The sequence below is a fragment of the Blautia sp. AF19-13LB genome (genome assembly GCF_003479105.1).
Lineage (GTDB): Bacteria > Bacillota > Clostridia > Lachnospirales > Lachnospiraceae > Fusicatenibacter > Fusicatenibacter saccharivorans.
Window position 1 is genome coordinate 213,103 of the sequence record NZ_QUGO01000002.1, and the last position, 22,432, is coordinate 235,534.

Sequence of the window (22,432 nt, forward strand, 5' to 3'; positions counted from 1 at the left end):
AATCTCTCCTTACTGTGCTCGTGCTGCTTTAATTGGGCATACCTTAATGCACTGATAGCAACGAACACATTTACTTTCATCTATCTGTGGATATTCAAAGCCTTCTTCGTCTTCCACCATAGATATAGCTTCTTTCGGACAGATAGCATAACAGGCTGTGCATCCGCAACAATCTTCTTTTCTTTTATATAGTACTGGTATTTCTCTTTCCATATCCAATCACTCCACCGTCACACTCTTTGCAAGGTTTCTCGGCTTATCCACATCGAGGCCCTTTGCCACAGATACATAGTATCCCAGCAACTGCAGCGGAATCACGGCCAGACTGCCAATGAAATGCTCGTCTACCTTCGGGACATAGACTGTGAAGTTCACTTGATCTTCAATCTCGTACTTGCCATAAGTAGTCAGTCCCATCAGATAAGCCCCACGGCTCTTGCACTCCAGCATATTGCTTACAGTCTTCTCATACAGTTCACTCTGAGTTAGCACACCGATGACCAGTGTTCCCTGCTCAATCAGGCTGATAGTGCCGTGCTTCAGCTCACCTGCTGCGTATGCCTCGGAGTGGATATAGCTGATTTCTTTCAGCTTCAAGCTGCCTTCCAGGCTGACTGCATAGTCGATACCACGACCAACAAAGAACACATCATGAGCGTTGGCGTACTTTGCCGCAAACCACTGGATACGCTCTTTGTCTTCCAGAATCTTCTGTATCTTCTCCGGAATAGTCTGCAGTTCAGAAATATAATAGCTGTACTGCTCATCCGTGATTTTGCCTCTGACCTTCGCAAACTGCACTGCCAGGCAGTACATAGCGGCAAGCTGTGCACTGTATGCCTTTGTCGTAGCAACAGAGATTTCCGGTCCAGCAAGTGTGTAGAACACTTTATCCGCTTCACGCGCGATGCTGCTGCCCACCACATTAACGATTGCCATTGTGGTGATGCCCTTTTCTTTTGCAAGACGCAATGCTGCCAGTGTATCCGCTGTCTCACCAGACTGGCTAACAACGACCACCAGTGCCTTCTGATTGAGCGGCATCTTACGGTAGCGGAACTCAGAGGCAAGTTCCACACGCACCGGGATGTCTGCCATATCTTCCAGCACATACTGAGCAGCCATGCCCACATGCCATGCAGAACCACAAGCAACAATATAAATCTGCTCGAAATTCTTAATCTCATCTTCGGTAATCTCCACGCTGGACAGATCGATAACTCCGTTCTTGATTACGGAATTAAGAGTATCTTGGACAGCTTTCGGCTGCTCATGGATCTCTTTCATCATGAAATGCTCAAAGCCGCTCTTTTCAGCCGCTTCTGCATCCCACTTGATCTCGGTGGTCTGCTTTTCGATTTCATCACCATTCAGGTCATAGAAATGAGCCTCACCCGGAACAAGTTTTGCAAACTCAAGGTTTCCAATATAATACACATTGCGAGTGTATTTCAGGATTGCCGGAACATCCGAAGCTACATAAGTTTCTTCGTTAGCAATGCCGATGATCATGGGGCTGTCCTTACGCGCCACCCAGATCTCGCCCGGATAGTCACGGAACATCAGCTCCAAAGCATAGGAACCACGGACACGAACCATTGTCTTCGCAATAGCATCGATGGGGCCAAGGTTATACTTCTTATAATAGTAATCAACCAGTTTAACAACTACTTCCGTATCGGTCTGACTGTAGAAAGTGTAACCGTGCTTCAGCAGCTTTTCCTTCAGTTCGGTATAGTTCTCAATAATACCGTTATGTACACCAACGACCTCGGATTCGACCGGGCCGGAACCAGATCTGGTGCAATTACCAGATACATGCGGATGTGCATTTGTCTGGCTCGGCTCACCGTGGGTAGCCCAGCGGGTATGTCCGATACCACAGGTTCCTTTCAATGCCTTACCGCCATCTGTCTTTTCGATCAAATTGGACAGACGACCCTTTGCTTTCACGACTTGTGCCAGATTCTCTCCATCACGGACAGCCAGTCCGGCCGAATCATATCCTCTATATTCCAGTTTCGACAGACCATCCAGCAGGATCGGTGCTGCCTGTCGGTTTCCTGTAAAACCAACGATTCCACACATAGATTTATCCCTCCCGATATTTACTTCTCTCGTCTATTATACTTTCCCTCTTATGCAAAACGACTCCGGGTAATTGCCAGAGTCGTCATTGACTTTACGCCTTATATCCCTTTTCGCAGATCACATTAACCACTTCGTCAACATACTTCTGGCAAGTATCATGATCTGGTGCTTCCACCATGACACGCACCACAGGCTCAGTGCCGGACTCACGCACCAGAATACGACCAGTATCGCCCAGTGCTTCAGCAACCTTAGACACAGCTTCCTGAACAACAGGATCATTCTGTGCAGCTTTCTTATCGGTCACACGGACATTTTCCAACACCTGCGGATAAATCTTCAGCGGTGCTGCCAGCTCACTCATCGGCTTCTTCTTAGCCAGCATGACTTCCATCATTTTCAGGCTGGTCAGAATACCATCACCAGTGCTCGCATACTTGGAGAAGATGATATGGCCGCTTTGCTCACCGCCGATACGGCAGCCGTTCTTGGCCATATACTCATAAACATACTTATCGCCGACAGCGGTCTTAGCGTAACCGATACCTTGCTCATCGAAAGCCTTGTAGAGACCAAAGTTGGACATAACTGTGGTAACAACAGTATTATTTAACAGCTTACCACGTTCCTTCATGTAACAACCGTAAATGTAAAGGATATGATCGCCAGTGATAACATTGCCCTTTTCGTCCACGCACAGGCAACGGTCGGCATCACCATCGTAAGCAAAACCAACATCCAAGCCCTTCTCCACAACAAACTTCTGAAGGCCCTCGATATGGGTTGAACCTGCATTGTTATTGATGTTCAGCCCATTCGGATTATTATTGATGACATAGGTATCTGCGCCAAGCGCATCGAACACGGACTTTGCGATATTCCAAGAGCTACCATTAGCGCAATCCAAACCGACCTTGACACCCTTAAAGGAGTAGATGCCTAGCGAGATCAGGTAGCCCATGTAGCGGTTGCGACCTGCCACATAGTCCACAGTGCAGCCGATGTGCTCACGATGAGCAAAGGGCAGCTCTGGCCAGTCCTTATCAAAGACATGGAGTTTGCCGTCAATATAGTCCTCCACCAACAGCAGAGTTTCCTCAGGCATTTTCTCGCCATAGCAGTCGATTAGCTTGATGCCATTGTCGTAGTACGGATTGTGACTGGCGGAGATCATAATGCCGCAATCAAAGTCATCCACGCGAGCGATGTACGCCACAGATGGAGTAGTGGTAACATGGAGCAAATAGGCATCTGCACCAGAAGCGGTCAGACCAGCCACAAGGCTGTACTCGAACATGTACGAGCTGCGGCGGGTATCCTTACCAATAACAATACGAGCAGGATCGGTGTCACCGTTGCGCTCACGGAGAGCATTATAATACCAGCCTAAGAAGCGACCAACCTTATAGGCGTGATCCGCTGTTAATGTAATTCCGGCTTCTCCACGGAAGCCGTCTGTTCCAAAGTATTTTGACATTTTTTATTCTCCTTACAATCAAACACGAAGTACAAAGAGTAATCCATATTCTATATTACTCTCTGCCCCCCCCGATTACTTGAAGCATATTTTTAATTATTTTCTTTACTTTCCTTTTTGCTCTTGTTTTCAAGGAATATTTTATCGGAGCAGCATACTTTCCTTCCAGCTCTTCGAAACTCATTGTGTGCATATCATCAAAAAAAGTATCTCTTTGTGACGGCCTTGCACATGACTTGTATTCAGCAGGATTTCCTTTTACACCAGCTTCATATGTCACCTCTTTTAATTTCATTTTGCAACTGATGTAGTTAAATATTTCTTTTCCTTTTTGGGTTCGAATCAATACGAGAGAGGTTCCTAACCCATCATTCATTTCCGGGGCAGCTTCTTTAATTCCCCAGAAGTCCGCGACTGTTAAATCAGACATTTTCTCTTTTTTAGCCACACACTCATAGCAAGAAGGACGTAGGCAGTAATCTCTCAGAAACATTTGCATATATGAGTCTTTATCTTTAGATATATAAAACTTTTTTACGGAATCTTCTGGAATATTTTCCAAAACTTCCTTCATGCCAAAATCAGTCCAACTTTCATCCTTGCAGCGAAAGTTAATTCCTTTCAGCTTTCCACCAGACTTTTTTTCTTGATATTGTGCGTATTCTCTCCACAATGCAGGTGATGGTGCTCCGTGACAAATCACATCCATGCAGATTAAGTTTTCATAATCTTTTCCCAAAAACTTCTTTAACCCGTTTACTTGGCAACCTGTTCCTGTAAATAACACAAGTTTTCCTGCTTGCAATTCTACCTTAACTTTCTTAAATGTATCCCCAACTTTTGCTTGCAGGTATTTTGATCCACGGAGTTTTATTAGTTCGCTTCGATCCGTAACTGCAATAAATTCTGCCGAATAGCAGTCTTCAGACATCGCGACACCATAAATAATGCCATTCTTATTAAGCACATACTCTGCCAGAGAAGAAAATACCGCTCCAGAAGAACTGCTCAATCTCACATCTTTATCTTTACTATAACAAGCATATACTTTTTCTGGCTTCACTAGTATATCCTCCTCTTCCAGTACCTTTTATACAAATCCAATATACCGCAACAATTTTTTATGGTTCTTCAATGTCATCTGAGCAAGATGAACTACGATGTAACTAATGAATGATGTCAGTACAAATCGCAATGCCCAATAAGCATACCAGTTTTCACATTCTATAATTCTACCAACAATCATCAGCACTGCCATGTGAATATAGAAAATTCCATATGAGCAATCTCCTATCTTTGATAGCAAGCGACAGCCACTACGATTATTTTCATTTTTCTTTAGAAGCCAGCCAATTATGGTAACAGCATAAAGAAATGAACCAACTGTTATCTGACTCGTATAGAATCCAATATCAAATCCCACTGCTCTCAATCCAACCGCTTCAACGCAACTTAATGCGAGCGCACCTGCCGCCGCATATCCATTGCATTTCAATTTCCATCCACAGCGCACATGAATTCCTAAATAATAAAAGCCAAACCATGCTGGAAATAATGTTTCATATAGACGCGGTGAGATACCAACTATATAATTCCAAGCGTACAAATACATTAAGTAAAGCGGCGTTACTAACCATAGAATTTTACTGATAACTCCATTTTGTTTTACTGTTTTGACTAGCCAAGGTGTAATCACCGTAAGCTGCACCAAAACAACAATATAGTAAAATGGAGTTGCTGACTTTCCAACAATAAATCGGTAAACAAATCCCAACCAATGAATCTCATTGCCACTGTGTACGATTTTTAGTAGCTCAAGTCCACTATACAGTAGCGACCAAATCATAAATGGGATACACAGTCGCTCCCCCCCCGATAAATTATCCAGTGTTTATAACTGAATTCTTTATCAGACAAGGCATCGACATTCACAAAATAACCGGCCATAAAAACAAATGTAGCAACTGCAAAATTGATGATCTGGCGAAGAACAACGAACTCTGTACCATATCTAGTAGAATAATTAAATCCGCCTAAGGAATGAATCAATACAACCACCAATATACAGATTCCCCGGATGCTTTGCCAATTTTCTTTCTTTTCTTTCATCTCTTTATTTCCTTAAAATTTTTCTAATTGGACCCATAACAAGCTGCTTTTCTTCTTCATTCATTCCTAAGAAATACATTGAGAGTCCGTACACAACTGTATAGACAATTGCAAATACTCCCAATTTAACAAGTCCCATAATATTTGCAAAGTTCATAATGATAATGCCAACCACGCATGGTCCGATTAATGCCGGAACGAATTTCGCAATTTCTTTCCAGAAATAAAACATATTCATTCCAATACGAGCATGATAATACCAGTTCATAAAAATAACATTTCCAGCAATCAGAGAAATTGCGGTTCCAAGCGCTGCACCAGCCGGTCCCATAATTTTAATAAGCGGAATGCTAATAAATACATTGGCAATTGCGATTGCCAAATAGACAACTGCTCTTACTTTATGCATGTTTTTTGCACGTTGAATTTCGATTCCCAAATTTTGTATTAATGGAACTGTAACCGGAATAATTAACAGCAATACCACAGCATATGAAGCTCCATATTCTGGACCAGCCCAAATTTTTATAAAAGGAATACCAAAGAAGGTAAAACCCGACAATATCAGGCCAAGTATTATGAATTGAATACGTCCAACCTTTGTAAAGAGTTTTGTCAGTTCTCTATCATCACCAGCTTCTGCAACAATACGATTTACCTTTGGGACAAAAACATTTGAAACAGATGATGAGAACTCAATGTACATGGAATTAATCTGTCCACCGACTCCATAAACTGCTACTGCTGTTGTGCCAGCGAATCTACCTAATAGGAATTTATCTACACTCCAATTTATCTGATCAATAATTTGGTTTATAAAGATAAAAAATGTGAACACCCACATTTCTTTGAGTAAGCTAGCTTGAAATCCTCTAAAGCAGAATCTAATATGAAGATTATGGAAAGAATAGTATATGTTCATAACCAATACGAGCAGTGTCAAAAATGTTGTTACCGAAACCATTCCTATGGATCCGTATCCCATAATAAGTAGTGGTATTGCCAGTAATGGATTACATATATTCTGAATCAAAATCAGAAATTTCTGAAATAAGAATCTCTCATGCGCTGTAATTGCACATGTAAATACGCTATTTGGAAATGTTAATGCAAGATTAACAACAAGCAGAGCCATTAAAACTTTTGCAGTAGCATATTCAGAATCTGTCAAACCGCTACCAAAAATTGCCCTGATATTCCCCAACATCACACAACCACATAAAATACATACAACCGAAAGTGACGCAAATATCAATAGGAACATTCCATTTAGCCGTGCCACGCCATCTTCATCTTTCTGTGCTTTATAGCGAGAATAGAATCTCATATAGGAGCTACTAAAGCCCAAACTCAATAAACTCAAATAGGAAACGACAGAATAGACCAACTGATAAAGTCCGTATTCGCTCTGCCCCAGCAGTCGAAGCATAATTGGAGTGTAGATTATGCTGATAAGGATTTTGGCTAACTGTCCTGCATAGGAAAGAATAACCCCTGCTTTTCTTTGATTTATATACACTTTTTTTACCACCTCCAGCACATATATACTTACGATATTTCAAGAGCATTACTCAAAAATGCAATAGATTCCTTCTGCTCAATTTTTAAATTATGCAAATCAATATCCACATGTGTACAATGCATTTTATTTTTCAAATCGTCTGGCTCAATCAACCTATCCTGCATTTCAACATAGCCGAGCAAAGTATGAAGGCGTGTATTCATGTTATAAGTTCCTGCATTGCGTCCAAAACACCAAAAATCTTTTTGGAAAATAATTGAAAAGACTGTTGCGTGAAAAGAGTCTGTTATAACAGCTTCCGCATTACGAATCAAATTAAGAAAGTCAGCAGGATTCACTTCTGAAAGAAGTTTTCCCTCCAATTTTTCTGTATACTTTTCCACCTCATTATGAAGATAAGGTATTGCTATAACTTCACAGTTATTTTTTTTTGCAAAGTCATTAGCGGATTTCACTTTTTCGTCAGTCAGATTTAAAAAATAGCAAAAAATGTAGTTTCTATGATTCAAAGATGAATCATCAGCCTTTTTCATCCAATATTCTTGTTGATGTAGCAATGTTGGATCCAAAACCAATTCCACATTTTTCTCTGTTATGCTTGAAATAAGCTTCTGAGCTGAATCTTCTCGTACCGAAATATAGTCTGGAAACTCTAATAGTTTCGAATATGTTTTCTTTTCAAGGCAAGAAAGTTGACCTTTTCCAATACTTGCTGCATAGATAATTTTTCTGCAATCTTTTCTTCCAAAATTCAAGAAAAAAGCTGGAATATTATAATCTGGATTCCAAATTTGATCACTTCCACAAACGAGTTGTTCATAGTTTAGATCAATACTATGCAAATCGCTATAACTCATTTTTTTTGATAGTACAAGATTATGTGCTCTATATTTATCAAACGCTCTTTTGCGCTTTGTAATCAAATCAGAAACTGGATTGGACAGCAGAATCGTTTTTTCTTTTGTCAACTTTTTCTTTATCTTATCAAAAGAAAAATTCTTGATTCCTCTTTTCAAACTAAACGTATTAAACTCTTGACTAACTTCATAATCAATAATCTCACACTCATAACCAAGGCTATTAATGGCATCCTGTAATGCCATTTCCTGCAAAAATCCGCCATAATTATATATTCTCGAATCTAATGTTAATAATCCAACCATATATTACTTCCTTTCCACATCACTTTTAGGCAAACATATATGGGAAAGTTGCATGAGTTCCTGTTATGACATAATAAGATATCCAGTAATACACCATATATGCTAGCACATATAATAAAGTCACATATCGATTTGTTCGATATTTTCTATTTCCAGCATAAACCAATGCCGAATATGAGAGCATGTTGTATTCAGAAAAAAAGGATGCAATTCTAAATGCATACACGTTAATACTAATCAATTGTGAAGCCAACAAATCCAACACAAGCATTGATCCATAAAACGGAGTAAGTTCATCCTCTGTCAGTATCCTTCTCCACCTAATTATGAGTAGTATAATTATTGGCAAACGAAGTATAATTTGATTTGGCATAAGATAAATCGACCCATTTCCTTGGATATAACCCGCATATTTTGCCAATCCAAAGGATCTTAACAAAACCGCAATTACATTTAGTGAAAGCAACACGATACATCCGTATATAAAGACTTTAACTGGAGCAAGAGAGCCAGATAACTTAAAATTAGCAATTTTTATATATTCTCTTTGTTTTTGAGAATACATATAGAGAAAATAGATTACCACTCCCATTAATGCACTTGTATGAAATAAGCATGCAACTACTATCGTTATAAAATATTTTTTCTTTTCATTAGTAATTAAATACGATAGCCCATAGAAAAGAATAGACATTGCTATCCATTGTCTCATCATATTCAATGATGTGTTATAGAAAAGCAAGTAAAAAACAAGCATTCCTAAGTAGACAGGATATGACTTTTTCATTCTCTTCAGTCCTAAGTATATAGGAGCAAGTATTAGAGCCTGAATAAAAAACAAAACTGTTCCTAGAGAGCCTCCTAATTTTTCTATCAAATATACTAATGTCGTGAATCCAATTTCAAATTTATTGACATACATATACCGCCATATTACATACCATCTCTGATCCATATAGGAAGAAAAACTAGTGGACTGCTTCGCTGCATTATACATCGGCTCTACATAGACTCTAAGATCTGTTCCAATTGTATCTGCCCGCATACCAGCCAATATACATGGTAGCAGAATTGCAATAAACGCTAAAAGTTTCCCAATATATCGGCTTGAACTTTTTTCTGACAGCCATATTAGAAAACACGATATCAAGAAAAATACTATATATATCACAAATGTATTCCTCCCTCTATATCAATTTCATTTTACTTTTAGATAAAGCATTCTAATAAATGCCAAGCAATACATTACAAGCCATTGTCTTTTACGAATAATCTCATACTTAATCAATGTCTTTTTTGACATCGTCGCAGTATCACAATCAAGCTCTTTAATGTCTTTACTTACCCTTTTTTTTCTAGTATCTGTAAAAAGATGTAACATCATTAAATCAGATAAATAATTGTACGCTCCATTAATCTGATCTTCTACGAAATTTTCTCTGTATTCTTCCATTTTATACTTCTCTATAATTGAAGCCTGTCTGTTATTTAAACAGCACATATTATCATAATATACATCCGGATATCGCTTAATTCTTGCTATTCTTGAAGACTCTTCCCTTTGGTAACAATATGCGTTTTCCCCTGTGTAATAGTATTTTGATGTACTTACTAGAAAGTCCATGACAAAGTTCATATCTTCACCAGTAACCATCTTTTCATCAAATCTTATTTTATTTTTTTGTATGCATTCATTAGAAAAGAGTTTTGCACATGGACTATTCATACGATTACTAGTAAGAAGTTCTATAAGAATTTCCTTTTTACCAACGATTCCCCGATTGCACTTTAATACCTTCCAAATATCTTTCTTATTATTTTCGAGAACTGCCATATCAAAGAGAATCATTTGATAATCTTCAGTTTTTTCTAAATCTGCAAAAGCATCTTCTACGATGATATCATCTGCATCAACAAAACAGACAAACTTTCCTGTTGCAATATTCAATCCCATATTTCTGGCAGAACTCACTCCACCATTTTTCTTATATTGGTATACTACCTCACCAATGAATTTTTCTTTAAAGAACTTTTTTATATAGTCCTTTGAACCGTCATCAATAATAAGAACTTCTATATCGCATTTATTCTTAAGTTTCAGAACTGATTCTATACATTTTTCAAGCTTATCCAATGGCGTATTATAAACCGGTATAATAACGCTAATATCCTTCATGATAGATTTACCTTTATCCTCTTTATTTTATATTTTTATCCAGTTTCCCATAATGAGATTCCATTCTTCCGGTTTGACCTCAGCGAAACCACTACAATGATAAAATGTTAGTTCTCCAACATATATGTGTCCATTAATCAGATAAAAGTCCACTCGCAGATGTGGCACTCCCCTTGATAATTCCGCGGCAATGCTCTTCATTTGTTCAAAGAGTTCAGGCTTTTTCGGCATTTCTTCTGCATTTGGATCTCTCATTCTGATCGGCAAATGCTTATAGTCCATGTCGAAGAAATCTGTTCTTGGATCATCTGCCTTATCTTTACCAACGTAAACTATCTTAGGGATTCCATCAAAACAGAAAAATTTATAATCTGTCAAACAATCACTTGTACTGGTTTTATGGCACCATAGAACCCAACCATTATGAATTACTGCGTAACCCCCCACTTGTTCAGGGAGCTTAATCATGTCACCAAACTTCTTATCCCACTCTTCCGGATGGAATTCATCAAAACCACTTCCATCAAAGAATGTCATTTCTCCAAAATATGCTTTACCATTTACTTCATAAAAGTCCACACGCAACTCCTCCGTGTCTTTAGCCAGGCATTCTGCTGCTTTCACCATTTGATCAAAGCTCTTCGGTTTGGATGGCAAGACTTTTGAATGCGGATATCCCCATGTAAAATCAAGTGATTTAAAATTAATATCAAAATAATCGGCAGTCGTCTGACCAGATTGACGATCCGAAGAAATAAACAGAGCTTTTGCTATGCTATCAAACGTAAAAATCTTATAGTCTCGCAACTCTTTTGTCGCAGTATCTTCCATATACTGTTCTGCAATTATTCTCGGTTTGACTGCTTTATAGGGGTACTCTCGTCCAACTAAAAAATAGTTTCGTTTTAACGAAGCTTCTATCTTTTTCTTTGCTTTTACCTTATCGAAATGATTCTTGTCCTTACAAATAACAAGTCCCCCGCTGTCATGAGTACATTTTAGTACAAACTGATTCGGTAATTGATTGAAATCAATCTCGTCAAAAGAATCCCATACTCCCAGTGTAGGAATAATATATTCGTCTCCAATTCTTTCAGCCACCCATTTTTTTGCCTCATACTTATCCACCATTTTACTGTATTCCGGGTTCTGATTGTGAAGTTTTAGCCATTGAAGTTTTTCATTAAATGTTACCGGATTCTCTAAATTAAGTCTTTTCCCTATATTTGCCCAATACATCAATTTTAGATATTTTTCATCGCTTATAAAGCCAAGTTTACCCTTCATTCCTAGTGAAAAAATAATTTTCTTAGGATCCTTGAGTGCCTCTTTAAAATCCATATATTTCACCTCAATATTACTTTCCTTCTAATATTCTTATAACACTATTCATATGTTTCTCTACAGCATAATCTTCCTCAACTTTATGTCTTGCGTTTATTCCTAGTGTCATACTTAGTGTAGGTTCAGCTATAAATTTTCTCAATTTATCTGAGAAATCCTTACTGTTTTTCATTTCAAACAACAAGCCTGTTTTGTTGTCTTCAACTATCTCCGTCAGACTGCCAATCCTAGAAGCTACCACAGGTTTTCCATAAGCATATGCTTCAATAACTGTGTTCGGCATGTTTTCATACCATATTGCAGGACACACAATACACGTCGAATGAGATATCAACTCCTGTAATTCTTTTCCATGTTTAAATCCAGTAAAAACTATTTTATCTTCTAGGTTATTCTCTTTGATATAATTCCAAATTTTTTGATCTTCCTCAGAATCAGATATTTGACCTGTTATTCTCAAAACATAATCTGTGTCTCTCAAATATTTCATGGCTTCAATTGCATAGATAGTTCCCTTTTGATGTGCCATTCGGCCTAGAAACAGAAAGTATTTATCATTTTCATAGCACGGCGTAATTGACGTTGCGTCAATAAATGTCGGAACACAGGTAATTTTATCCTTTGAAATTCCACCTTCAATCAGCTTGTTTTTACTGAATTCACATGTGCAAATATATTGATCAACATCATCAAATACTTTAGTAGCTGCATACAATTTCATTGCCATTACTCTCAAGAGTGTACCTGCTTTTGAGCCCTTTACACACCTATGCTCAATTGCCTTTCGATAATCTCCGTGTAAGCAGGCTTCGCATATTTCATTTTCACATAAGAAATCATATTTTGGACAAAACATAAAAAAATCTGAAATTCTATGTACAACGCGAACTCTTTCCTTTCTTGCCGCTCGAATAATAGAAGGTGAAAGATGATTTACTTCGTGTAATATGTAAACCGCATCAGGCTTAGTATCACGGATCATATGTCTAAGCCGTTTTTCCGCATCATAGTTCCATACTGTAGCTCTTACCATTCCAATCAAATTACTAATAGATTTTTTCGTATCCGCATACATTATCTGATTTGAACGCGGCTTTGCAAAATATTTGGCGTATGGAGTTTTTTCATTTTGGGGATTTTTAACAGAGAATGGAATCACTTCAATTCCCATTTTTTCTGCCGCATCCATAAATTTAAACATATATTTCTCTGGTCCACCAGCTATAAAATAGCGGTAGTTTGCTATAATAATCCTCATATTTTTCTCCCAACTTATTTTACAAACACACTTTCATACTGTCCGCAGATCTTATCCCATGTGTACTCTTCTGCCACTCGTTTCTTAGCTCTCTGGCCCATCTCTGCAATTTCATCTGTACTCATCTGATCTGCTTTATCGATCAGTTTTGCAAGGCTCCCCGGCTTGCGGCTCCAGTACAATGCACAATCTTCTGCTACTTCTTTATTAAAAGCAACATCAACCAGCAGATTCAGATCTGTACTGCCAAGAGCTTCAATCAGCGATGGATTCGTACCACCGACCATATGTCCATGAAAATATGCATAGGCATTTTCACGAATCTTCTTCAACAGTTCCTGGTCATAGACAGTGCCCACAAATTTAATTCTCTTATCGCTCTTGAAATGAAGTTTTTCCTCAAGCTCATTCAAAAACTTCTCATTCACATTTGTAATAATGGCAAAGTCCTTTTTGCTCTTGCTCTTCATGAACTCTCGAATCATTACTTCAAAAGAGTTCTCCGGTACAAAACGACCGACGACAAGGTAGTAATCCTTTTTCTTCAGTCCTTTTTCTTTATACCAGTTCACCAGCTTCTCATCGTCATCAGATAACTTGCTGAGTGTCAGATCTGCACCATAAGCGATAAATGTCGTCTTCGGATTTCTGTCCTTGATACCTTTGCAGTCATAGCACTCGTGAATATACTTCTCGATATTCAATGAGTCACAGATAGCAAGATCACAGTATTTGACCATCATCTGCTCAGAAATCTTCCAGTATTTCCGAATCGGTGCAGACCACTTTGCTCTCATCCATTCGTGTCCGTCCGGATTCAGGTACACAGTACCACCCAGCTTGTGGATTTCTTTATAGAAATGACCAGCAAAGGGTCCGATACGGCAAGCCATGATATAAACGATTGGATGCTTAATCCGATGTTCTTTTATGTACTTACAGCAGGCCTTCAGTGCCGCAACATCATAATAAATTGCCTGTGCAGGTCCAATCTGAGGAATATCTATTTTGAAACAATGTGCATTATGGAATTCAAACTCGTGATCATTGATTATGGTCACACCATCCACTTTTGTTTCGTCCATGCAGCCGTCACCGTTAGCCTTACACGCTACATGATATTTAATATTTGTCTTATTCTGGTGGTACTCTGTGAGCTTATAGACAAAAGTCTCGTATCCGCCATAAGCACCTAAGCTCTTAGCTCCTACCAGAAATACATGTTGTACTTCGTTTTCTCGCTGCATTCTTCCTACCCCTGTGTTCTTAAAATTTAAAAGTATCCTTCAGTCCCAACCACTTCTGATCCTTATCGCTCAAATTCAGTGCCGTGCCATCTTCCAGCGTGTAGCCTTCTGCGCTGGCACTACCCTTATACTCTCCCTTTAACTGTGTCCATTCAATGCCGATCTCCGGGTCGTTCCAGGCCATGCCGCCTTCGTCATTCGGATGCCAGAAGTCATTGACCTTGTAGCAGAACTCTGCCTCGTCACTCAGAACCAGGAAACCATGAGCAAATCCTTCCGGGATAAGGAACTGCTTCTTATTCTCGGCCGACAGGATGACACCATACCACTTGCCATAGGTTTCAGAGTTGCTTCTGAGATCAACCGCAACATCAAACACAGTGCCACGCACGGCACGTACCAGCTTGCACTGCGGATACTGCTTCTGGAAGTGCAAACCGCGCAGCACACCCTTTGTAGACATAGACTGGTTATCCTGTACGAAGTGGATATCAATGCCAACTTCCTTCATATCTTTTTCGTTATAGGTTTCCATGAAATAGCCACGGGCATCACCATGAACAGCAGGCTCAATAACACAAAGACCTTCGATGCCTCCTACATTTTTCTCAACTTTAATCTGTCCCATAAGTCTTTCCTCTTTAATCCCTCTGGAAAATATCTCTCGTATATACTTTCTCTTTCACATCATCCAGACACTTGTCATAGCGGTTTGCGATGATGGCCTGACTCTGCTTCTTAAACTCATCCAAATCATTAACCACAACGCTACCGAAGAACTTCTCACCATCTTTCAGAGTCGGCTCATAAATGATGACAGTTGCGCCTTTTGCCTTGATGCGCTTCATGACACCCTGAATGGAACTCTGACGGAAGTTGTCACTGTTGCTTTTCATGGTTAGTCGGTACACACCGACCACAACTTCTTTTTCCTTGCTCTCATCCCAGCTGTCATTCGCTTCATAAGCACCTGCAATCTCCAGTACGCGGTCAGCGATGAAGTCTTTTCTTGTTCTATTACTTTCAACGATAGCCTCAATCAGATTCTCCGGCACATCAGCGTAGTTTGCCAACAGCTGCTTAGTGTCCTTTGGCAGGCAATAGCCGCCATAGCCGAAGGAAGGATTGTTGTAATGGGTGCCGATACGAGGATCGAGACAAACGCCATTGATAATCTGCTGTGTGTTCAATCCCTTCATCTCGGCATAAGTATCCAGTTCGTTGAAGTAGCTGACACGCAGAGCCAAGTAGGTGTTAGCGAATAGCTTAACAGCCTCAGCCTCGGTGAAGCCCATGAACAAGGTATCGATATTTTCCTTAATAGCACCTTCCTGCAGAAGTTCTGCAAAAGTGTGTGCAGCCTTTACCAGTCGAGCGTTATCCACGTCGGTTCCGACGATGATACGGGAAGGATAAAGGTTATCATACAGAGCCTTGCTCTCGCGCAGGAACTCCGGGCTGAAAATAATATTGTCGCAATGGAATTTCTCACGAACACTTGCAGTGTAGCCAACCGGGATGGTACTCTTGATAACCATAATGGCTTCCGGATTGTACTCAATGACCAGCTTAATTACAGCTTCCACCGCACTGGTGTCAAAAAAGTTCTTCTTGCTATCGTAATTTGTAGGAGCTGCAATCACCACGAAATCAGCATCACTGTATGCTTCCTTCGCATCCAACGTTGCGGTCAGATCCAGTTCCTTTTCTGCCAGATACTTTTCAATGTACTCATCCTGAATCGGAGACTTTTTGTTATTGATCAATTCTACTTTCTCAGGAATGATATCTACTGCCGTCACCTTGTGATGCTGAGACAGCAACGTAGCAATAGAAAGACCAACATAACCAGTACCAGCCACAGCAATCTTTAAATCTTTAAACTCTCTCATTTCTCTATCCCTCTAATTCTTTTATTTATAAAACTCAGCGTACCACTCAGCGAAATTTCTTAATCCAGTCCGCAGACTTGTGCTCGGCTTATATCCGAAGTCACGCTCCAGTGCGCTGGTATCTGCATAGGTCACAGGCACATCACCAGGCTGCATCGGAACCAGTTCCTTGTGTGCCTCAAAGTCATAATCTTCCGGCAGAACCTTTGCACGAACCAGCTCCTCGCTCAGAATCTGTACAAAGTCCAGCAGATTCTCAGGGTTCTGATTGCCAATGTTGTAAACTGCATACGGCGGAATCGGCAGACCATCTTCGCCGTTCTTCTTATCCGGTGCCTTCTTCATCACACGGACAACACCCTCTACGATGTCATCCACATAAGTAAAGTCACGCTTACAGTTGCCGTAGTTGAAAATTTTGATAGTTTCGCCTTTCACCAGCTTGTTGGTGAATCCGAAGTAAGCCATGTCAGGACGACCTGCCGGACCATATACGGTAAAGAAGCGCAGACCGGTGGAAGGAATGTTGTAGAGTTTGGAGTAGGCGTGTGCCATCAGCTCATTAGATTTCTTAGTGGCAGCATAAAGGGAAACTGGATTGTCAACCTTGTCATCCGTGCTGTACGGAACCTTCTTGTTGGAACCGTAGACGGAGGAAGAAGAAGCATACACCAAGTGCTCCAGACTCTCGCAATGGCGGCATGCTTCAAGGATATTGAAAAAGCCGACCAAGTTAGATTCCACATAAGCATCTGGGTTGGTGATGGAGTAACGCACACCAGCCTGTGCTGCAAGGTTAACGACCACAGACGGCTTGTACTTCTCGAACAGCTCCGTGATCAGCTCCTTGTCGGCGATGTTGCCTTTGACAAAGGTAAATGTGGGATACTTGGCCAGCTCATTCAGGCGGAACTCTTTGAGTGCCACGTCGTAGTAAGCATTCATGTTGTCGATGCCGATGACCGTAGCAGAAGGAGCCTCCTGATAAATTCGTTTCACAAGGTTGGAGCCTATGAAACCGGCTGCACCTGTGACTAAAATCGTTTTATTATCTAAAGTAACTGTGCTCATATGTATTCCTCCATTTTTGTTAACTTCCTAATCTATGTACACATCTGCTCTTCACAGATAGTATTTCTTTTTCCTCTTGCCGCTCACACGGCTAAGTGTTTTCTTATGCTGTCGTATCCAATTACCCCAGCAATCAATACTTTTCTCGATATTTCGTCTATTTTCCTACATATCTTTATCCAGACAGGTTCACTCAACAAAATCAGTTGCATCTTCTTCCGCATTTCTCCGGCGCATATTTATGCAAAAATGCTTATATCTGTATGTATATTCAACTCCACCATTGACCATCAGACCTCAACTGATTTTGTTGAGTAGACATTGCCAGTTATATACATTCCGTTTGTAATGATACTTAACATATTTTTGTGACTTATGGCCTATTAAAACAGCATTTAGCCTTAGTCCAACAATATCATGTATATACTAGCTTATTTGCTCCAGTTTGTAAACATTATGAAGCAACTTTCTTCACAGAATGTCCAACTTTTTCCTATTTGTTTCTTTTATCATTACCATTATTTTACATAATCTCTATTCGCGCAAAAAAAGGATTAGCAGCCTTTCGAAAATGACACGTTCCTAATCCCCTTTTATTTTCCTATCCTATTCCATTTCTTTCCTTCTCAAAATATCAAACCTATCCAATTCCACGCCAAGATCAATCCACAATTTCTGCTTCGGATGCGGCGCACTCTCCATCTGGTTCCCTTCATCATCCCAGATCCCCTTCACCGTAACGCAGACATTCTCCCCATCCGGTTTCATCACTTCAATCTCTTCCCCAACCGAAAACTTATTCCTCTGCTCAATCGCATATCTACTTTTTTCATTCTTCTCCCCAACAATCCCCAGATACGTATACTCCTTCACATACGTATTACTATCATAAATCTGGCTCTCATGATCCGGCTTCCCATAGAAAAATCCCGTAGTAAACTGCCTGTACGTACAGTTCGAGATCTGATCACGATACCACTCCATATTCTCCTCATACTTCTTGGGGCTCTCCAGATAATCATCAATCGCCTTCCGATACGTCCTTGCCACCGTCGCCACATACAGCGCCGTCTTCATTCTTCCTTCAATCTTATAACTGTCAATCCCTGCATCCAGCAAATCCGGGATATGCTCAATCATACAAAGATCTTTCGAGTTAAAGATATACGTCCCTCTCTCATTCTCATACACCGGCAGATACTCCCCCGGTCTGGACTCTTCCACGACCGCATACTTCCACCGGCACGGATGTGTACAAGCCCCCTGGTTCGCATCTCTTCCTGTGAAATAATTGGACAGCAGACATCTTCCCGAGTACGAAATACACATCGCCCCATGAATAAATGTCTCAATCTCCATCTCCTCCGGAATATGCTCCCGAATCTCTTTGATCTCCGCCAGCGACAGCTCCCGCGCTGTCACGACGCGCTTCGCCCCCTGTTCATACCAGAACTGATACGTTCCATAGTTCGTATTATTCGCCTGTGTACTGATATGCCGCTCAATCTCCGGGCACACTTCCATCGCAATCCGATACACTCCCGGATCCGAAATAATGAGTGCATCCGGTCCAATCTCTTTCAATTCGGCAAAGTAAGCCCGCACACCCTCCAGATCCTGATTATGTGCCAGAATATTCGCGGTGACATACACTTTCACTCCATGCGCATGCGCAAACTCCACGCCTTCTTTCATATCTTCCATCGAAAAGTTCTTCGCCTTCGCGCGGAGTCCGAAGACTTCTCCGCCGATATATACGGCATCTGCGCCGAAGATCACTGCTACTTTTAATACTTCCAGACTGCTGGCTGGAACCAGTAATTCCGGTTTTCTCATGTTGTTTCCTCTCTCTTCTCATGGCTTTTCATCGTGATCGCGATTCCATCTCCCAGCGGCACGACCGATGTCAGCAGCCCTTCATTGTGTGTCAGTTCAAATAAGTATTCCCGCATCCGTTTGTGGATCGTGCGGTTCCGGCGTTCCACGGCGAAGCGGGATTCGATGACGTCGCCGTCCTGCAGCACGTTGTCGGTGATCAGTACGCCGTTCTTATCAAGGACACGCAGGACTTCCGGCAGGAAGTGGATGTACTGTCCCTTAGCGGCGTCCATAAAGATAAAATCGTACGGGCCGTCCAGGGTTTTTAAGACTTCTGCAGCGTCTCCCGGGATCAGCGTGATGCGGTCGGCGAAGCCGGATTTTTCGAAGTTCTCCCGTGCGATCGGGATTCGTTTTTCGTAATTTTCTATTGTGGTAATCTCTGCGTCCGGTTCGCCGTACTGTGCCATGAAAACAGCAGAGAATCCTACGGCAGTTCCTACCTCCAGGATTCTCTTTGGCTGTTTCATCTTTAAGAATACTTTTAAAAAGCTCTGCATTTCACGGCGAATGATCGGCACCCGGTCCTGTTTGGCCGTCCGCTCCAGATTTTCCAGAAACGGGGTGTGGCCGGTGTCCAGGGAATTGATGTAGGTTACCATTCGTTCGTCTATTATCATGTAAGATTCCTCTTGTTTTGCAAACGTGCGTTATTCCGCAGACGGCTGTCCTTCGGTGTTGATGCCCGCCAGAATTTCCAGCATTTCATCGACGGTCTGTGCGGTGTTCAGCACGTAGGAACCGTCCTTGATGCCGCCGTAGTAGCCGGACAGGCGGTACTGGACTTCGAAAACCAGAAGGCTTTCGTCGATCAGTCCGTTGTCTTTCAGGAGTTCGCCAAGTTCTTTCGCCTCCATGCCGGAACGCACCTGTACGGTGACTTCCTTTCCTTTTCCTCTGGATGCGACTGGCTCCTCAGCAAACACGTCATGTCCAAACTGATATGAAGTTTTCGCTGCCAGAATGATCACAAGAATTACGCAGACGTAAATGAGCAGGCGCACGGTTCCTTTCGCACCTGTCAGCGCTGCGCGGTATCCGGCATCCCTTTTCTTTTCGGACATGGGCGCTCTCCTTTTGATTTTCGGTTTTAGATTTCCGGTACGCCGATGCGGATTGCCTCTGAAATACGGTCCTGCACCTTCTGTACCATCTTACAGACCTCGAGTTCCGCTTCAAGATAGGCGTTTGCTTTCTCGCTTTTGCGGAGTGCGTAGGAATCCCGTTCGAGGGAATCTACCGCATCGTAAAGGTCTACGTTTTCGGACTGCTGCAGTCGGTAGTTGCGGATTCGATAGTCGTCGACCCGGCTTTTTAAGTCCGGGTCTTTTTCAAGTTTCTCTTCCATCCACAAGTAATTCTGATATGCCCTGCTCTCCCTCATTTCTTCGATGAGCGCGTCCAGGCATTCTGTTACTTTGTCCATGGTATTTATGCCTCCATGATGATCGGAAGGATCATCGGTCTTCTCTTTGTTTTCTTCCATACATAATCGCCGAGGGCATCTTTGATCGTGGATTTGATCTTGCCCCAGTCGGAGATATTTTTGGAAAGGCAGCCATCCAGCGCCTCTTCTACAACTTCTCTTGCCTCGCCCATCAAATCCTCGGATTCGCGTACATAGACGAAACCGCGGGATACGATGTCCGGGCCGGCCAGAAGCTGGTTCGTTCTCTTTTCGAGAGTCAGTACAACGACCATGATTCCGTCCTCGGACAGATGCTGGCGGTCACGCAGGACGATATTTCCTACATCACCAACGCCGAGTCCGTCGACCATGATGGCTCCGGTGTGGACTTTGCCAGTTACTGCTGCGCCGTCCTCATCGAGTTCCATGACATCACCGGAATACATGAGGAAGATGTTCTCTTTCGGGATGCCGAGACTCTGTGCTACTTCTGCGTGTGCTTTTAAGTGGCGGTACTCGCCGTGTACCGGAATGGCGTATTTCGGTTTTACCAGGGAGTAGATCAGTTTGATTTCCTCCTGGCAGGCATGTCCGGATACGTGAACGTCCTGGAATACGACGTTGGCACCCTGTGCAGACAGTTCGTTGATGACGTTCGAAACGGCTTTTTCATTTCCCGGGATTGGGTGGGAACTGAAGATCACGGTGTCGCCCGGCAGGATCGAGATCTTTTTGTGCAGGTGTGCCGCCATACGGGACAGTGCTGCCATGGACTCGCCCTGGCTTCCGGTGGTGATCAGGACAAGCTGCTCGCCGGTGTAGTTTTTCATCTGCTCCACATCGATCAGGGTATTTTCCGGGATATTGATGTAGCCCAGCTCCTGCGCGATGGAGATGATGTTGACCATGCTGCGGCCTTCGATGACAACTTTACGGCCGTATTTATAAGCAGAGTTGATGATCTGCTGCACACGGTCGACGTTCGATGCGAAGGTTGCGATGATGATTCGGGAATTCTGATGCTCGGCAAACAGGCCGTCGATCGTCTTTCCTACGGTCCGCTCGGACATGGTAAAGCCAGGCCGCTCTGCATTGGTACTGTCGCACATCAGTGCCAGAACGCCTTTCTTTCCGATCTCTGCGAATCTCTGCAGGTCGATGACATCACCAAAGACTGGTGTGTAGTCGACTTTGAAGTCTCCGGTGTGGACGATGATGCCAGCCGGGGAGTAGATTGCCAGTGCTGCTGCATCTGCAATACTGTGGTTTGTTTTGATAAACTCAATGCGGAATGCGCCCAGGTTGATGGACTGTCCGTGTTTGATGATTTTCCGTTTTGTGGTACGGAGCAGGTTGTGCTCCTTTAATTTGTTTTCGATCAGGCCGATGGTCAGTTTGGTGGCGTAGACCGGCACGTTCACTTCTTTTAAGATGTAAGGCAGGGCTCCGATATGGTCCTCGTGGCCGTGGGTGATGACGAAGCCTTTGACTTTGTCGATGTTTTCTTTCAGATATGTTACATCCGGGATGACCAGGTCGATACCGAGCATGTCGTCTTCCGGGAATGCAAGTCCGCAGTCTACGACGATGATACTGTCCTCATACTCGAAAACGGTGATGTTCATACCGATCTGTTCCAGACCGCCAAGCGGTATAATTTTTAATTTACTTCCATTATTCTTTTTCAAATAGCACCTCCGCGCATGTTTTCCAAACGATTCCGTTACCGGTACGGCTTCACGCACGCATCCCCTGAGCGTCACTTCAGGCTGATGGAGCATGTCCCGCACCTGCAG

21 protein-coding genes are annotated in these 22,432 nt (G+C 42.0%); all 21 read right to left on the reverse strand.

Going from position 1 to position 22,432, the window contains the following annotated elements:
- Positions 1-9 precede the first annotated feature (9 nt).
- Entirely contained in the window at positions 10-213 is a 204-nt protein-coding gene (locus tag DWX32_RS03240) for a 4Fe-4S binding protein (RefSeq protein ID WP_082426130.1), read from the reverse strand.
- A 6-nt stretch (positions 214-219) separates the two neighbouring features.
- Positions 220-2,088: a glutamine--fructose-6-phosphate transaminase (isomerizing) gene (gene glmS / locus DWX32_RS03245; RefSeq protein WP_118659254.1), complete on the reverse strand. Its 1,869-nt coding sequence runs from the start codon at positions 2,086-2,088 to the stop codon at positions 220-222.
- A 94-nt stretch (positions 2,089-2,182) separates the two neighbouring features.
- Positions 2,183-3,568, reverse strand: a complete 1,386-nt coding sequence (glmM, locus tag DWX32_RS03250; RefSeq protein ID WP_118659255.1) for a phosphoglucosamine mutase — start codon at positions 3,566-3,568, stop codon at positions 2,183-2,185.
- A gap of 55 nt (positions 3,569-3,623) precedes the next feature.
- Positions 3,624-4,631 carry a Coenzyme F420 hydrogenase/dehydrogenase, beta subunit C-terminal domain gene (locus tag DWX32_RS03255; protein ID WP_243037545.1) on the reverse strand — a complete coding sequence of 336 codons (1,008 nt, stop codon included), beginning with the start codon at positions 4,629-4,631 and terminating at the stop codon, positions 3,624-3,626.
- A 27-nt stretch (positions 4,632-4,658) separates the two neighbouring features.
- Positions 4,659-5,414 (reverse strand): acyltransferase family protein, encoded by a 756-nt coding sequence (locus DWX32_RS03260; protein WP_118659257.1) that lies wholly within the window; start codon positions 5,412-5,414, stop codon positions 4,659-4,661.
- Positions 5,411-5,677, reverse strand: a complete 267-nt coding sequence (locus tag DWX32_RS03265; protein ID WP_118659258.1) for an acyltransferase family protein — start codon at positions 5,675-5,677, stop codon at positions 5,411-5,413. Before DWX32_RS03265 ends, DWX32_RS03260 begins: the two co-directional genes overlap by 4 nt.
- A gap of 4 nt (positions 5,678-5,681) precedes the next feature.
- A complete protein-coding gene (locus tag DWX32_RS03270; RefSeq protein ID WP_118659259.1) occupies positions 5,682-7,196 on the reverse strand; it encodes a lipopolysaccharide biosynthesis protein in 1,515 nt (504 codons plus the stop codon).
- 29 nt (positions 7,197-7,225) lie between these two features.
- Complete coding sequence (locus DWX32_RS03275; protein WP_118659260.1) at positions 7,226-8,362, reverse strand: polysaccharide pyruvyl transferase family protein; 1,137 nt, start codon at positions 8,360-8,362, stop codon at positions 7,226-7,228.
- A gap of 25 nt (positions 8,363-8,387) precedes the next feature.
- Positions 8,388-9,533, reverse strand: a complete 1,146-nt coding sequence (locus DWX32_RS03280) for an EpsG family protein (protein ID WP_118659261.1) — start codon at positions 9,531-9,533, stop codon at positions 8,388-8,390.
- A gap of 27 nt (positions 9,534-9,560) precedes the next feature.
- The gene (locus tag DWX32_RS03285) at positions 9,561-10,538 is read right to left on the reverse strand and encodes a glycosyltransferase family 2 protein (protein ID WP_118659262.1); all 978 of its coding nucleotides are present in this window, start codon (positions 10,536-10,538) and stop codon (positions 9,561-9,563) included.
- 27 nt (positions 10,539-10,565) lie between these two features.
- Entirely contained in the window at positions 10,566-11,879 is a 1,314-nt protein-coding gene (locus DWX32_RS03290; RefSeq protein ID WP_199671266.1) for an ATP-grasp fold amidoligase family protein, read from the reverse strand.
- A 16-nt stretch (positions 11,880-11,895) separates the two neighbouring features.
- Complete coding sequence (locus tag DWX32_RS03295) at positions 11,896-13,140, reverse strand: glycosyltransferase family 4 protein (protein ID WP_118659263.1); 1,245 nt, start codon at positions 13,138-13,140, stop codon at positions 11,896-11,898.
- A 14-nt stretch (positions 13,141-13,154) separates the two neighbouring features.
- On the reverse strand, positions 13,155-14,387 hold the full coding sequence (gene cps2T / locus DWX32_RS03300) for a beta 1-4 rhamnosyltransferase Cps2T (protein ID WP_118659264.1): 1,233 nt from the start codon (positions 14,385-14,387) through the stop codon (positions 13,155-13,157).
- Between the two features lie 19 nt (positions 14,388-14,406).
- A complete protein-coding gene (rfbC, locus tag DWX32_RS03305; RefSeq protein ID WP_118659265.1) occupies positions 14,407-15,015 on the reverse strand; it encodes a dTDP-4-dehydrorhamnose 3,5-epimerase in 609 nt (202 codons plus the stop codon).
- Positions 15,016-15,028: 13 nt separating this feature from the next.
- Positions 15,029-16,279 (reverse strand): nucleotide sugar dehydrogenase, encoded by a 1,251-nt coding sequence (locus DWX32_RS03310; RefSeq protein WP_118659266.1) that lies wholly within the window; start codon positions 16,277-16,279, stop codon positions 15,029-15,031.
- A gap of 21 nt (positions 16,280-16,300) precedes the next feature.
- Entirely contained in the window at positions 16,301-17,350 is a 1,050-nt protein-coding gene (locus tag DWX32_RS03315; protein ID WP_024344867.1) for an NAD-dependent epimerase/dehydratase family protein, read from the reverse strand.
- A 606-nt stretch (positions 17,351-17,956) separates the two neighbouring features.
- Positions 17,957-19,186: a peptidase U32 family protein gene (locus tag DWX32_RS03320; protein WP_055228330.1), complete on the reverse strand. Its 1,230-nt coding sequence runs from the start codon at positions 19,184-19,186 to the stop codon at positions 17,957-17,959.
- Positions 19,183-19,848 carry an O-methyltransferase gene (locus tag DWX32_RS03325; protein WP_055265050.1) on the reverse strand — a complete coding sequence of 222 codons (666 nt, stop codon included), beginning with the start codon at positions 19,846-19,848 and terminating at the stop codon, positions 19,183-19,185. Before DWX32_RS03325 ends, DWX32_RS03320 begins: the two co-directional genes overlap by 4 nt.
- 30 nt (positions 19,849-19,878) lie before the next feature.
- Entirely contained in the window at positions 19,879-20,292 is a 414-nt protein-coding gene (locus DWX32_RS03330; RefSeq protein WP_117761676.1) for a solute-binding protein, read from the reverse strand.
- 26 nt (positions 20,293-20,318) lie between these two features.
- Complete coding sequence (locus tag DWX32_RS03335; protein ID WP_158578899.1) at positions 20,319-20,654, reverse strand: YlbF family regulator; 336 nt, start codon at positions 20,652-20,654, stop codon at positions 20,319-20,321.
- A 5-nt stretch (positions 20,655-20,659) separates the two neighbouring features.
- Complete coding sequence (locus DWX32_RS03340) at positions 20,660-22,324, reverse strand: ribonuclease J (RefSeq protein ID WP_055218756.1); 1,665 nt, start codon at positions 22,322-22,324, stop codon at positions 20,660-20,662.
- Positions 22,325-22,432 lie beyond the last annotated feature (108 nt).

What these genes read in the sequence shown, in the direction of transcription:
- DWX32_RS03260 (WP_118659257.1), bottom strand. Translation starts at nt 5,414, where the DNA reads ATGATTTGGTCGCTACTGTATAGTGGACTTGAGCTACTAAAAATCGTA.
- DWX32_RS03295 (WP_118659263.1), bottom strand. Translation starts at nt 13,140, where the DNA reads ATGAGGATTATTATAGCAAACTACCGCTATTTTATAGCTGGTGGACCA.
- glmS (WP_118659254.1), bottom strand. Translation starts at nt 2,088, where the DNA reads ATGTGTGGAATCGTTGGTTTTACAGGAAACCGACAGGCAGCACCGATC.
- DWX32_RS03330 (WP_117761676.1), bottom strand. Translation starts at nt 20,292, where the DNA reads ATGTCCGAAAAGAAAAGGGATGCCGGATACCGCGCAGCGCTGACAGGT.
- cps2T (WP_118659264.1), bottom strand. Translation starts at nt 14,387, where the DNA reads ATGCAGCGAGAAAACGAAGTACAACATGTATTTCTGGTAGGAGCTAAG.
- DWX32_RS03315 (WP_024344867.1), bottom strand. Translation starts at nt 17,350, where the DNA reads ATGAGCACAGTTACTTTAGATAATAAAACGATTTTAGTCACAGGTGCA.
- DWX32_RS03310 (WP_118659266.1), bottom strand. Translation starts at nt 16,279, where the DNA reads ATGAGAGAGTTTAAAGATTTAAAGATTGCTGTGGCTGGTACTGGTTAT.
- DWX32_RS03275 (WP_118659260.1), bottom strand. Translation starts at nt 8,362, where the DNA reads ATGGTTGGATTATTAACATTAGATTCGAGAATATATAATTATGGCGGA.
- rfbC (WP_118659265.1), bottom strand. Translation starts at nt 15,015, where the DNA reads ATGGGACAGATTAAAGTTGAGAAAAATGTAGGAGGCATCGAAGGTCTT.
- glmM (WP_118659255.1), bottom strand. Translation starts at nt 3,568, where the DNA reads ATGTCAAAATACTTTGGAACAGACGGCTTCCGTGGAGAAGCCGGAATT.
- DWX32_RS03240 (WP_082426130.1), bottom strand. Translation starts at nt 213, where the DNA reads ATGGAAAGAGAAATACCAGTACTATATAAAAGAAAAGAAGATTGTTGC.
- DWX32_RS03290 (WP_199671266.1), bottom strand. Translation starts at nt 11,879, where the DNA reads ATGGATTTTAAAGAGGCACTCAAGGATCCTAAGAAAATTATTTTTTCA.
- DWX32_RS03325 (WP_055265050.1), bottom strand. Translation starts at nt 19,848, where the DNA reads ATGATAATAGACGAACGAATGGTAACCTACATCAATTCCCTGGACACC.
- DWX32_RS03265 (WP_118659258.1), bottom strand. Translation starts at nt 5,677, where the DNA reads ATGAAAGAAAAGAAAGAAAATTGGCAAAGCATCCGGGGAATCTGTATA.
- DWX32_RS03335 (WP_158578899.1), bottom strand. Translation starts at nt 20,654, where the DNA reads ATGGACAAAGTAACAGAATGCCTGGACGCGCTCATCGAAGAAATGAGG.
- DWX32_RS03320 (WP_055228330.1), bottom strand. Translation starts at nt 19,186, where the DNA reads ATGAGAAAACCGGAATTACTGGTTCCAGCCAGCAGTCTGGAAGTATTA.
- DWX32_RS03285 (WP_118659262.1), bottom strand. Translation starts at nt 10,538, where the DNA reads ATGAAGGATATTAGCGTTATTATACCGGTTTATAATACGCCATTGGAT.